The following is an 11,331-nucleotide window of genomic DNA, read 5'->3' as shown; positions in this document are numbered from 1 at the left end:
GGTCAGCTAGATTTAGCGATCGCACTATTTGTTGATTTGAAAAAAAAGCCTGCACAAAATTTTATCAGCTATCTTAAAAAGCATTCAGGACGAATAGTTAACTACGAGTATTTTTCTACTGAAGGTTTATGTTCTATTGGTTCTGGCGCTGTGGAATCAGCTGTGAAACAGATTGGTAAACGTTTAAAAATTTCCGGCGCACAGTGGAAATTAGAAAACGTACCTCGGATGCTACAACTTCGATCTGCTTATCTCAATGGTCAGCTTACTACCTGATATTTTTGCAAAGGTGAGATGCTCCCATAGTTTGGAATTATGCAAAAGATAATGATTTGATAATCGTCTCGAAAGATGCTGATATGCACGATCTGAGTTTAGTGTTTGGAAATCCCCCAAAAGTCATCTGGCTTAGACTTGGAAACTGTTCTACCTTACAAGTTGAAAATTTACTGCGTCGGGAGTTCAGCACGATCAAATTATTTTATGAAGATGAAAATTCATCATTGCTTGCCCTTTCATTTTAACCTAGCGCAGTTAACGCAGTACAAGGTAAGTGGTTAAGTATAATTATTTTCTTTGTATTGAAGTATAAAGCGCGGTTTTTCTCAATATAAATACGCAAATAACAATATCTGAGTTTAAATAATTACAGTTCAGCTTATGTATAGAAGTATTGATTTATTTGGATATTGAGCGATCGCTTTTCTCAAAGATGTTTAACGACCTCATTCACCCGCTGATAGATCAGCAAAGCAACCAACTGGGATTGTTAGGCTGATAGGCTTTGCTCTAACGATTTCTTTTGCGCCTATAGTATGGAGCTACCCATTTTCCGCTTCGACTGTTAGGATAACCACTTACATATTCATACTCATTTTGATTAGTAATTCTTTGATATTCTGCTTCTGAAATTTTTTCTTGAGTTGCAGTTGTCCTGGTATTTGGTTGTGGTGTAGATTTTTGAGATATCACTGTGTTAGCGCTAGAAAGCTCTTCTAGCCTCTGATTTAGGCTAGATATTTCACCTTGCTGACGCTGATAATGTTGGTATAAAACTTGATTTTGTCTCTGTAGTTCTAGCTTTTGAGAATTGAGTTGAGATATTTCATTCTGCAAATTCTCAACTTCGGATTCTTTGTTTTGAGCATAAGTAGAGATATCTTCAATTCTTTTTTGCAAGCTTGATTTTTTCTGATTTAACTGAGATATTTGGTTCTGTAATTGATCAATCTGATCTTGCTTCTTATGATTAAAATCGGCTGAACTTTGAATGTCTCTTTTCAAGTTGCGAATTGAATTTTGGAGATCATTTATCTGGATTTGTTTTTCTTGAACTGATTCCGTAATATTTTGAATATTGCTTCGCAAAGCGGCTATATCTGCATCACGATTTGATATATCTTTATGAAGATCAGAAATATTTTTTGTGAGGTTTGAAATCTCTTCTGTACGTCTATTTAATTCATTTTTATCTTCTTGCTTAACTCTAAGTAAATTGTTAAATTCTTGAGACAAGAGATTAATGCGGGAATGTAGCTCATTAACAAGCGATTGATAATTCCCGTTAGTCATAGGGTTATTAGAATTTAAAACTAATTTTGCTGATAAAACTTTTAATAATTCATCGATTCTATAAGCAAGACGAAGACGATAAGGACTGATTTGATTACTACTTTGTGCTATTTCCGAAGCTAATTTCGTAATTGCTTCAGAAAGGATAATTTGCGACGGTTGCCTGCTTCTAATAAAAAGAATCAGATTAGTCACAACCTTCTGAATTTGCTCATAATCTTTCTCTGCTTGACTAGCCAGAAAATTACGAACAGAATCCTGTATTTCTACTAAAACACGATAACTTCGAGGTCTTCGAGGCTCAAGTTCTTGTAGGATTTCGCTTCTTTTATACTCCAATGCTTCAAGCGTCTTAGCGATTTTTTCATGATTTGCAGAAGGGTCTGTACCAAGGCGTTCTAATACACCTTTATACAACCATACTTGAGACTCAAGTTTATTCAGCTTTTGAACTTGCTGTGCATTGTCGGGCTGAGAAATTACATCTGTTCTCTGTAATTGCTGCTGTAAACCATTGATCTTCGCTGCAACAGTACCCGTGAAACACGAAAGAAATAGTTCTAATGATTGACCAAATGGGAATGAATAGTCAGCTAACCAGCCAAATAAAATCCAAAATAAAACTGAACATAGCAAAAATGCAGCTACCTTAATGTAATTAAAGAGCTTCTTCAGTAGATTCCTATTAGATTCTAAATCGGAACTTTTGAGATCAAAAAACTGGTTAACGAAAAAATTGCTGCCCTACGACTGTTCCTGGATTCTTATCAACATTGATGTTGACCCCTGATTCAGTACTTTGAGAAACATGGGAAGAATTTTGAATTTGTTGATAATGAGTTACTAACCTTTCGAGATCCTCTTGAAACTTACTGTCCCATTCGGCTTCACTGAGAATTGCGGCTTCTAAGAGTTTTGACTCAGACTTATCGATTTGGAGTTTGCCTTGAAATCTTTTTGCTAAGAAGCCTAAAACATCTGCCCCAGCTTTTTCCAAAGCACCGCCTGAAACTTTGTCGATCGCCCACAGCGAAATGTTTACCGCTTGTAAAGCTAGTACAGATAATTCCATCTTGATAGTGACCTCATTAATTCTGAATCTTTACCAATTTATAGCACATACACCTACAGATAAGCTTAAAATGGCTTTTCTCCACACCCCGATAATCTACAAAAACACCCTTCACCATGTCAAAACTATTATGATTGATACTCACGTTCTTAACTGTGGTGGTAAAGCTGTTTGCAGTCCTCTGGATTTTTAGGCATTTTCCGAGAATTTCCACTTTTCAGCTTCCAACTTTAACCTTTCATTCTCCATCCGTAGCGCCAATATTTCATTTTTCTGCAATTCAATTAATGACTTTTGACTAATTACCTCACCAAAGGCTTTTTTCCGGTTTTCAATGCCAAACCAACGCTGGTAGGTTTTTGTATGTTCATCAACAGTATGACCTAAATTGTCTGCTGCGGCTTTAATAGGTATTCCCTGAAGATGCGCTCGAATGGCGCAAGCATGACGCAAATCGTAGGGTTGAAACTCAATTCCCACTTTTTTAAACCATCTGGATATATCTCTCCGCATCCAATTAATATTTTGCACAGATGCAATTTTTGTCACCTTTTTTTCTAAAATATTTAATGGTTTGGGATTTTGTAAATCAAATAATTCTATCCATTCTGGTACAAAGGGTATAACTTCTCGATATCCAGTTTTTGTATTTTTATTGACTTTCCAAGTATGGTCTATATTTTGGGGACACATCCACCAATTAATATCTGGTTCGACAAATAATTCCCTTGGCCTTAACCCAAAGGTTGCCAACATTCCATATACCCAACGCCACATTTCCCAGGTGTCTATTTCATCAGTGATATTTGTATTTTTGCGATTGAGGGCGAATTTTTCAAATAGGTCAAAAGAAGATACTATTTTATCATTTTCAGGTATTTCTCGATGGGCAGGAGTGACATGATCCCGTGTCACATCAAGTATAAATCCCAACTGAAAGGTTTTAATAAAAACAGAACTTACCGCAATTAATTCATTTTTTTTATTTCCCTGAAATGAATTAATAATTTCCTCAAAATGATTTTTTGTTGACAAAGTTGTTAAAGGAAAGTTTCTTTTAATAACGGATATATAGTTAGCAAAAGTATTTTGACTAGTTATAGTTTTCTGCCGGGTTTGATAATATTTTTCATCAAATGTATCTAATAATTCCCCAATAGTTTTTATCTCTTGCTTCTCTCTAGATTTAATTCCTAAATACTTCTCATTCCACTCGAAAGTATGGCGAGCGATTAATTTACCCAACTCGTAACTTTCCTCGATCGCAGTTTTCAGTCCCTCTAAATTTGCTGGTATCCCTAGAGACAAGTCATACTGCTTTTTTTCCTTACCTAAGCTGCAATCGCCTGGTTTTAACGGTAGGGTAGCTCGTAACTGTAGAGAATTGCCAGTTTGTTTAATGCTAACTCTAATTCTATCCCTTTTTAAATTAGTATTGGCTTCGACTAACTTCTGCTCAAAAACTGCTTGATACTGTAGTTCTGTTGCTTTAATTTTCGCCATTGTTCCTTTGTAGCTACCGTCTGTGGTGTTGTGCGGCTCAAAATCTGCAAAAATATCGGCGAACAAATCCCTTGAGTCTGCGTTTGCATCCTCACATGTAGATGGGGGATATGTCTGCGATATGAAATTGTGGCGATCGCAATTACCCTGGTTTTGATTTTGCCCGCTCATTCCCTAAATATTCCCTTATTTATAAGCTGAAATGGTGAAAATAAAATGTTATTGCCGAGCAAAATTACTTTATGCAATAAGTTGCTCAGGAACATTTTTAGCATATCACCAGTTGCCACAGCAGTTATATGGTGCCTGGTGGCGTGATGTGCGCCCCAACCTTAACAGACATTACTCGTGCTTGGGCGATTCTCGAATACTTCCGCACCAATTGGTTAGAACCAGTGTGGTTGGGTTGTTCATTAGAACGCTACGAACAAATCCAAACTTATGATGACTTTAGAGATTGGTTAGATGAAGACCGAAATCATCGAGATTCCGACTTAGGTTTTTATTGGCGGATGGGTTTAGACATCGGTCTAGATAGATATGGCGCTGGTGTTGGTAAATATGTCACTTGGGGATATTTAGCCCATGAAGATAAATACCAAAAGCCGACTATCGAAGGACGAAATGCGGCGATGATTATGAAAAGTGGAGTGTATGACAGCTTCGCAGACACTCACACCTTAATGGATCAGTCATTTATCCGCGAGAATACAACTCACTCCTGGTACGATGAAGGGACAGAAGATATTCACCCTAGCGATCGCACCACTAAACCCACTGCAATTAATACAAAAGACTTCGATAACGCCTATTCTTGGTCGAGTGCAGTCCTGCACAAAGACTTCGGACGTTTGGAAACTGGCCCTTTAGCGCGGCAATTAGTCGCTGGTGGTCAACATGGCGAATCTTGGCAACATTACGACCCCTTCATCCTCGATGTCTTCAAACGAATGGGTGGTGCTAGTATTCATGTGCGTCAGCTAGCACGAGTTCACGAACTTGTCAAGTTATATCGGCAAGCTGAACACTGTTTGCGCGAATTCAAATTAAACGATCCTTGGTATATCAAACCCAAAGAAAAAGATGGCAAGGGTTGGGGTGCAACGGAAGCAGCACGGGGTTCCTTATCTCACTGGGTGGAAATAGAGGGCGGTAAGATTAAAAACTACCAAGTTATTGCCCCAGGCACTTGGAATATTGGCCCTCGTGACGGTGAAGGAATTCGTGGCCCCATTGAAGAAGCGTTAATTGGGACACCCATTTACGATTCTAGCGATCCGGTAGAAGTTGGTCATGTGGCGCGATCTTTTGATTCATGTTTGGTGTGTACAGTTCACGCCCATGATGCTAAGACTGGTGAAGAGTTGGCACGTTTTCGGACTGCTTAATTCTCAAAATATCAGATCGCCTACCACAACGCACATTGAGTTACACTAGCTCTACAAGTAGTTGCAATTTTGCTAAACATACTTTGTATGGCTGAAATTATTGAAATACCTCTTGAACTGACTCACTTTCAACTTCCTGAAGCTGTCCAAGAGCGTTTGCAATTTCTGCTGGATCGTCAAGATGCAGGCGAAGCGCTCCCCCTTGCAGAACGACGAGAAGCAGAAGGGCTGGTTGAGTTAGCAGAATTTTTATCTCTGCTGCACTTGCGCTCTCAACGTCTGATGCAGCAGGGATAAATGGTAAAGATTTCAATCGCTTTACGTCGATTGATCATTCAAAGAGCAGCTGATCGCTGTGAATATTGCAGTTTATCCCAAGCAGGTCAAGCAGCTACATTTCATATCGATCACATCATTCCTGTGGTAGCAGGTGGTACAACAACAGCAAATAATTTGGCACTTGCCTGCGTGTCCTGTTCACTACGTAAGGCTGCCAGACAAATGGTTGAAGATTCAGAAACAGGAGAAAAAGTACCAATCTTCCACCCTCGTCAACAAGTATGGAAAGAACATTTTCAATGGAATGGTGTAGAAGTTTTTGGATTAACAGCTACAGGACGAGCAACCATTAATGCACTCAACATGAATCGTGCGATTATGCTGGCGATTCGGGCAGAAGAGGAACTACTAGGCCGTCATCCACCACCTTAATAAGCCAGTGGTGTTAGCGACGTTAACTGTTTATACCACCAACAAGAGCGATCGCCCCTGCCGACAACCAGATTAAACTTAGTTTACAGACTATGACTTGATTCAATTATCCTCTAGAAGCAATACCGAAAAACAGATTTATCAGCGTTTTACCAAAAAATAGCCAATCTAACCAAAATACAATGTGAAGAATTGCTATCACCCAAAATACAACTTGATAAGAAACTTTGCTGCTTTTGTGACGTAGTTTCTGTTGAGCAACAAATCCACCTAACCAACCACCCATAAATTCGCACAGATGCATGGTAATGATGTAGATTTGTCTACAGTTCTGGATATAGACTTCTTTAGTGCGTTATAAGATGACGATTTTGACATAAATCCTTCGATATAAGCATTGCAAGCGCGTACTTTGCCATCTTTACTAACTGTTAATTGATAACAAATGAAATCACCAACTTGGGGACGACGGTTAATGTCTTTCAATGCTGTAATGTGTAGAAAGACTTCTTGACTCCCATCGGTTGTATGAAACCAAACCCGCGATCGTCCTTCCAGATGGTTAGTTGCCCTTTATGCAAAGCAAGTTTCATGAACAAATCATATATTTATACTTATCTTATAGTTTGCCCTTATTTACACAAATAGACAACACCAAAAATGCGATTGTCGCACCAACTCTTTTAACTTAGTAAAAATGTGGTGATAACTAATGGACTATTCCCAATGCCTTATATTCAAAACTCGTAGCGTACCACACTAAAACTTATAGAAACAGTGCGTTAGGCTTGCGTTAATGCACTTGCATAAAACAGCAATTTACACGGTAAGCTTGTGTCTGATTTAGCGCTACATAATTATCTTCCTCGCGTTCCTGATGCAGCATTGCAAGAATACATAGAATGGTGTGTTTTAGAACAGGCAAAAGCCGCAGAATGTAACTTTACTCCAGATAGAAGTAAGTTAGATAATTTGCCACCAGAAGACTACGTTCCTAAACTTGTCGAGCAGTTCATGAAAGTTAAACCAGACCCAATTAAAGCTGGTTTAGTAGCTGCGATCGCTGGCAAGGAAGCTGACAAACACGCTTTATCTGGTTTAGCGATCGCGGCTGATTTTGTATCTCTTTATGTCAAGTATTTAATTCCTAAAGAGGGAAGTACTAAAGAACAGGCTGAAGAGATATTAACTCAAGCATCACAACATCAGTATGAGAAACTGACTGAACTTGCCAAGAAACATGGTGTAGCTTTATAGTTTCCTTCTGATAAATTATTTTTCAGAGGCTTTGTCTGTCTCATAAGTCAGAGCCTCCTATTTTGCAGATTATGGCAATAACTCGAAATAATCACAGTGTCTCGGACGGACCAAACCAAAGTCACGACGGTCAAGCGTCAAGATACGAGTGATGTTGTCTCTCTCTGCAAGTGCAATAATCGTTGCATCCGTAAAATTAAGCTGACTATCAGCGTACTCTTCGAGAATTTCATTAATTCGCTCTAAATCTTCAAAGTAAATTGATTCCAGTCGAATATCGCTAGCTGCAAGTTCAACCAAAAAATGACGCATTACTTGATGTCCCAGTCTAGACGAAATTAGGTAACAAACTTCAGGAAGGACAGAGGTTGGCAAAATTAATTGTTCACTCAAAGTCTTTGCGACATTAAAAACACGAGAGTGATTGCGGTCGCTCTTATCAGTAAGTGCAAATAAGAAACTTGTATCCAGGATTGCTGTCATGTACGATCATCTACTTTAAGACCCCAACCACGTACAGAATCAATCTCGTTTTTTAATATATCTTCATCTTGTTCTGAGACATCAGTTTCCACAGAAGCTCCTAATCCTGCAATAGACATTAGAAAAGAAGACCCATGATTGTTTACTTCTTTTTGCCTTGTCGATTTATATTGAAGATATTCAACAAAGCTTGCTAGCTCAATTAATTTTTCATCTGGGAGAGCATTAATTGCCTTAATTAATGTCTGTCTATTTGTAGTCAAAGTATCCATACGCTTGACAAAAGTAAAGAATTGCTTTGACTTATTGTACTTTATGCGATCGCGCTAGTGACGGCTGAAGACATTGGCGTACAAAAAATGCTAACTATTATTGGTTGCGGAAATCTCAATCGCAGTGACGACGCTGTAGGCGTAATCATTGCCCAACGCTTACAAAAATATCTAGCTGAAAACCCTCATCCTCATGTGCGTGTTTATGACTGTGGCACCGCAGGGATGGAAGTAATGTTTCAAGCTAGAGGTAGTAAACAATTAGTAATTATTGATGCAAGTTCAACTGGTTCTGAACCGGGTGCTGTGTTTAAAGTTCCAGGAAAAGAACTGGAAGCTTTGCCAGAACCTAGTTATAACTTGCACGATTTTCGTTGGGATAATGCTTTAGCCGCCGGACGGAAAATCTTTCAAAATGACTTTCCTGAAGATGTCACAGTTTATTTAATTGAGGCTGCAAATCTTGCTTTGGGGCTGGAATTAAGTCTTGTTGTCAAACATTCTGCTGATTTGGTTTTTGAAGAGGTAGCTGCACTTATCAAACAGAATATTAACTAATACAAAATCCAAAATCGAATCACGCCCAATCCCGATAAACAGAAAGTTCATCTACCCTCATTTCAAAAGGTATACCTTGACTTTCTGGCGGACAAACACGGATTTTAGCACTGTTAACAATTCCATATAGCAATGTCCCCATTGGCACAATTTTTTGTAAAACACGCCAATTAATAACTTGATCGGGACATTCAATTACCAATGTCAGAGCATTGGCGTGGGTTGTGACATACCACCGGCAATCAGACAGCAGATTTTGAATATTGCGATCGCACGCTTCATAAAAGTATCTACTAATAGAATACTCTAGTTGCTGCCGCAGTATAATATCTGCTGATGTCGGTTGTATAGGATGTGAGTCATCACCATTTAAGTAATACATCTTTCTAGGCATATCTCTTTAGCTTCCTACTTATCTTCCAATTACCATTCCATAAAGTACATCTTTATTTGTGTCTAATAATTCCTGGGTTTCGTCGTCATAATAAGCACCTATTCCACTACAGCTAATTCCCAAATAATTACTAGTTAAATAAAGTCTCTGTCCAAGAAAACCAGCTATTTGCATAGCAGTTTGATAGTTTAAATAATCTGACACAAAAAATAAAGTTACAGCGCTATCTCTAGCAATAGCCTGATTAATACATAAGTAACCTGTCTTTTCACTAAAATTACCTGCTTTAACCAGATACGTACCTTTATATAACCCAGGTGTCATTCCCTCTACTCGATGCACCACTAAGTAAATTTCTATTTCCTCATAATTTTCTGTTGGTATTGACTGTTGAAGTTGTTGCACTACATATAAATAATCTTCTTGAGATATAGACTCTTTCCGGAAACGTCTAATAGAACGTCTATTCCAAATAGTTTGATAAAATTTATCCTTGTCAAAATCAAATTGAGGATACTCTAATTTCTGCTGGCGACTCTTTTGTAGAGTAGTTGCTTGATAGGCATCTTCAATAAATTGATTGGATTCAAAATAATCAGTACCAGAGACAAAAGTAATTTTCAGCCTTAAGCGTCTGATTTTCTTGTCTTGTATTTCCCCTGACACCGCACAAGCAGTAATAAACTCTTTATTCTCAAATCCCAAATCAGAATTGAGTGCAAGTTTATCAAAGTCAAAAATTATTTGTATATCTCGGTTGTGGAGAAAAGCTGAAGCGGCAACTGCACCTAAATGGTGTCCGCTATCTAAGAAGCAATATCTTATGCTCCTGTTTTGATATTTCCAGCTAGACCTATAATAAACACAACTAATTAAAAAGATGAATCCGTTGATACATTTGCCCGGTATAATATAATTCTCTAACCCATCATCAATTAATTCATAGATGAGAGTTAGACAATTATTCTCAACTTCTAGATGGTATATACCATCTATCATTCCCTCAATCCCACGAACCTGTACGTAAACTTCCGTAGGATACAGAGCGCCTGCTGATGGATTCACCCGCAGTTTATAAGGGCCATCTTTATATACTTTTTCCAGTGTTATCGCACTGGTTAACGAGATAAAAGAGTGAACAGGATTATTGAGATTTAATTTCACTCTTCGATAAAACCTTGGATAAACTTTAAATGCAGATGGCTGTGTTGAGGCATCTACATAATTTGGATCGAGTTGTACCGATAAGTAAGAATGCTTGGTAGCTTCATGATAAGCTTTACCCGATATCTGACTTGATGGCATTTTTGAGTATCCTTAAAACTTTTACATTGCTGGCAAAATCGATAGCTTTATAGTCGTCTAAGCTTTTCAAATATAAATTAGGATGATGTTGTAAAAGTAACTTGACGACTTCTGTCTTTCCGGCTGAGGCTGCGTACATTAAAACTGTTGCACCGTTATCATTTTGGTTGTCAATGTTAATGTTGTGAGCCAACAATAAATTAATTAACTCGTAGTGATTACCAAAGCAAGCAAACCACAAAGCATTGTTGTGATCGCTATTTCGAGCGTTGATATCCGTATCTGCATCAATCAGTTCTTTAACGACTGCATAAACTCCCTCTCTTGTGGCTTTCATCAAAGCTGTATCGCCGTTTTCCCCTAGCTGATTTAAATCGCCAGGATTATAGCCTTTTGCTATTAGCCATTGAGTTGTTGCTTCACTCAAGTCTTGTCTGTTTAATTGACTCATAATTATTCTTTCAACGTCACACGATTAAGTATTTTCTAGGCAATTTTATGCTTGGAAAACATAATGGTGGGCATTACCCACCATTATTTTAAAATTTTATACGAGTAGCTAAAGTCTAGTGGTCTGTCCCATTAATTTTGCGGGGTTATAATCAAGTGTGATTAAATAGCAATGTGGATGCATTGGTATTCACAAGCAGACAAGCGATCGCAGAAGAAGGAAAAAGGGTGTATGAGCAAAAAGTATCAAATTAATCTGAGTGAATCACAGAGGGAAGAACTACTGGCTCTAGTCAAAAAGGGTTCAGCAAAAGCCAGAGAAATTCGGCGTGCACACACATTACTAATGGCTGCGGATGGCAAGAC

15 protein-coding genes and 2 pseudogenes are annotated in these 11,331 nt (G+C 38.2%); 8 read left to right on the top strand and 9 right to left on the bottom strand.

From position 1 onward, the window contains the following. Both F8R90_RS00975 and F8R90_RS00970 read left to right on the top strand, forming a co-directional pair. Positions 1–276 (top strand): annotated as a pseudogene (locus F8R90_RS00975) (ISKra4 family transposase); the annotation flags it as partial. A 26-nt stretch (positions 277–302) separates the two neighbouring features. Then, positions 303–524: a DUF5615 family PIN-like protein gene (locus F8R90_RS00970; RefSeq protein ID WP_331000577.1), complete on the top strand. Its 222-nt coding sequence runs from the start codon at positions 303–305 to the stop codon at positions 522–524. A gap of 265 nt (positions 525–789) precedes the next feature. Here the strand turns inward: F8R90_RS00970 and F8R90_RS00965 are convergent, their stop codons facing one another. From F8R90_RS00965 to F8R90_RS00955, 3 genes are all read right to left on the bottom strand, one after another. Beyond that, on the bottom strand, positions 790–2,208 hold the full coding sequence (locus tag F8R90_RS00965; protein WP_196508801.1) for a hypothetical protein: 1,419 nt from the start codon (positions 2,206–2,208) through the stop codon (positions 790–792). Positions 2,209–2,296: 88 nt separating this feature from the next. Then, complete coding sequence (locus F8R90_RS00960) at positions 2,297–2,644, bottom strand: hypothetical protein (protein WP_196508799.1); 348 nt, start codon at positions 2,642–2,644, stop codon at positions 2,297–2,299. A gap of 189 nt (positions 2,645–2,833) precedes the next feature. Then, positions 2,834–4,318: a site-specific integrase gene (locus F8R90_RS00955; protein ID WP_196508797.1), complete on the bottom strand. Its 1,485-nt coding sequence runs from the start codon at positions 4,316–4,318 to the stop codon at positions 2,834–2,836. Between the two features lie 116 nt (positions 4,319–4,434). Here F8R90_RS00955 and F8R90_RS00950 point away from each other — a divergent pair. The 3 genes and pseudogenes from F8R90_RS00950 to F8R90_RS00940 all read left to right on the top strand — a co-directional run. After that, positions 4,435–5,535: pseudogene (locus F8R90_RS00950) on the top strand (nickel-dependent hydrogenase large subunit); the annotation flags it as partial. Positions 5,536–5,622: 87 nt separating this feature from the next. Continuing rightward, positions 5,623–5,832, top strand: coding sequence for a hypothetical protein (locus F8R90_RS00945; protein WP_196508795.1), 210 nt, complete (start codon positions 5,623–5,625; stop codon positions 5,830–5,832). Then, positions 5,833–6,246, top strand: coding sequence for an HNH endonuclease (locus tag F8R90_RS00940; protein ID WP_196508793.1), 414 nt, complete (start codon positions 5,833–5,835; stop codon positions 6,244–6,246). Positions 6,247–6,352: 106 nt separating this feature from the next. On the opposite strand, the gene F8R90_RS00935 is transcribed toward F8R90_RS00940, so the two are convergent. Further along, positions 6,353–6,550: a DUF1294 domain-containing protein gene (locus tag F8R90_RS00935; protein WP_230966018.1), complete on the bottom strand. Its 198-nt coding sequence runs from the start codon at positions 6,548–6,550 to the stop codon at positions 6,353–6,355. A 530-nt stretch (positions 6,551–7,080) separates the two neighbouring features. On the opposite strand from F8R90_RS00935, the gene F8R90_RS00930 reads away from it, so the two are divergent. After that, on the top strand, positions 7,081–7,503 hold the full coding sequence (locus F8R90_RS00930; RefSeq protein WP_196508789.1) for a hypothetical protein: 423 nt from the start codon (positions 7,081–7,083) through the stop codon (positions 7,501–7,503). A gap of 69 nt (positions 7,504–7,572) precedes the next feature. Here the strand turns inward: F8R90_RS00930 and F8R90_RS00925 are convergent, their stop codons facing one another. Beyond that, on the bottom strand, positions 7,573–7,986 hold the full coding sequence (locus F8R90_RS00925) for a type II toxin-antitoxin system VapC family toxin (RefSeq protein WP_196508787.1): 414 nt from the start codon (positions 7,984–7,986) through the stop codon (positions 7,573–7,575). Further along, positions 7,983–8,258, bottom strand: a complete 276-nt coding sequence (locus F8R90_RS00920) for a DUF2281 domain-containing protein (protein ID WP_196508785.1) — start codon at positions 8,256–8,258, stop codon at positions 7,983–7,985. Before F8R90_RS00920 ends, F8R90_RS00925 begins: the two co-directional genes overlap by 4 nt. 87 nt (positions 8,259–8,345) lie before the next feature. Between F8R90_RS00920 and F8R90_RS00915 the strand changes: the two genes are divergently transcribed. Beyond that, positions 8,346–8,816 (top strand): hydrogenase maturation protease, encoded by a 471-nt coding sequence (locus F8R90_RS00915; protein WP_196508803.1) that lies wholly within the window; start codon positions 8,346–8,348, stop codon positions 8,814–8,816. Between the two features lie 19 nt (positions 8,817–8,835). Here the strand turns inward: F8R90_RS00915 and F8R90_RS00910 are convergent, their stop codons facing one another. From F8R90_RS00910 to F8R90_RS00900, 3 genes are read right to left on the bottom strand one after another with little or no spacing between them, the layout of a single operon-like run. Next, entirely contained in the window at positions 8,836–9,210 is a 375-nt protein-coding gene (locus F8R90_RS00910; protein ID WP_196508783.1) for a hypothetical protein, read from the bottom strand. Between the two features lie 18 nt (positions 9,211–9,228). Beyond that, positions 9,229–10,515, bottom strand: a complete 1,287-nt coding sequence (locus F8R90_RS00905) for a SagB/ThcOx family dehydrogenase (RefSeq protein ID WP_196508781.1) — start codon at positions 10,513–10,515, stop codon at positions 9,229–9,231. Continuing rightward, the gene (locus F8R90_RS00900; protein WP_196508779.1) at positions 10,490–10,966 is read right to left on the bottom strand and encodes an ankyrin repeat domain-containing protein; all 477 of its coding nucleotides are present in this window, start codon (positions 10,964–10,966) and stop codon (positions 10,490–10,492) included. Before F8R90_RS00900 ends, F8R90_RS00905 begins: the two co-directional genes overlap by 26 nt. A gap of 177 nt (positions 10,967–11,143) precedes the next feature. Here F8R90_RS00900 and F8R90_RS00895 point away from each other — a divergent pair. Continuing rightward, positions 11,144–11,331 (top strand): hypothetical protein (locus F8R90_RS00895; RefSeq protein WP_442946731.1); only part of this gene is annotated, 188 nt, incomplete at its 3' end.

The organism is Nostoc sp. NZL (genome assembly GCF_015714705.1).
Lineage (GTDB): Bacteria > Cyanobacteriota > Cyanobacteriia > Cyanobacteriales > Nostocaceae > Nostoc > Nostoc foliaceum_A.
This window is presented reverse-complemented; position numbering and strand designations above follow the sequence as displayed.

Coding starts and splice junctions, on each gene's coding strand:
- F8R90_RS00925 (WP_196508787.1), bottom strand. CDS start 7,986: ATGACAGCAATCCTGGATACAAGTTTCTTATTTGCACTTACTGATAAG.
- F8R90_RS00905 (WP_196508781.1), bottom strand. CDS start 10,515: ATGCCATCAAGTCAGATATCGGGTAAAGCTTATCATGAAGCTACCAAG.
- F8R90_RS00920 (WP_196508785.1), bottom strand. CDS start 8,258: ATGGATACTTTGACTACAAATAGACAGACATTAATTAAGGCAATTAAT.
- F8R90_RS00945 (WP_196508795.1), top strand. CDS start 5,623: ATGGCTGAAATTATTGAAATACCTCTTGAACTGACTCACTTTCAACTT.
- F8R90_RS00900 (WP_196508779.1), bottom strand. CDS start 10,966: ATGAGTCAATTAAACAGACAAGACTTGAGTGAAGCAACAACTCAATGG.
- F8R90_RS00960 (WP_196508799.1), bottom strand. CDS start 2,644: ATGGAATTATCTGTACTAGCTTTACAAGCGGTAAACATTTCGCTGTGG.
- F8R90_RS00940 (WP_196508793.1), top strand. CDS start 5,833: ATGGTAAAGATTTCAATCGCTTTACGTCGATTGATCATTCAAAGAGCA.
- F8R90_RS00935 (WP_230966018.1), bottom strand. CDS start 6,550: ATGCATCTGTGCGAATTTATGGGTGGTTGGTTAGGTGGATTTGTTGCT.
- F8R90_RS00955 (WP_196508797.1), bottom strand. CDS start 4,318: ATGAGCGGGCAAAATCAAAACCAGGGTAATTGCGATCGCCACAATTTC.
- F8R90_RS00910 (WP_196508783.1), bottom strand. CDS start 9,210: ATGCCTAGAAAGATGTATTACTTAAATGGTGATGACTCACATCCTATA.
- F8R90_RS00915 (WP_196508803.1), top strand. CDS start 8,346: ATGCTAACTATTATTGGTTGCGGAAATCTCAATCGCAGTGACGACGCT.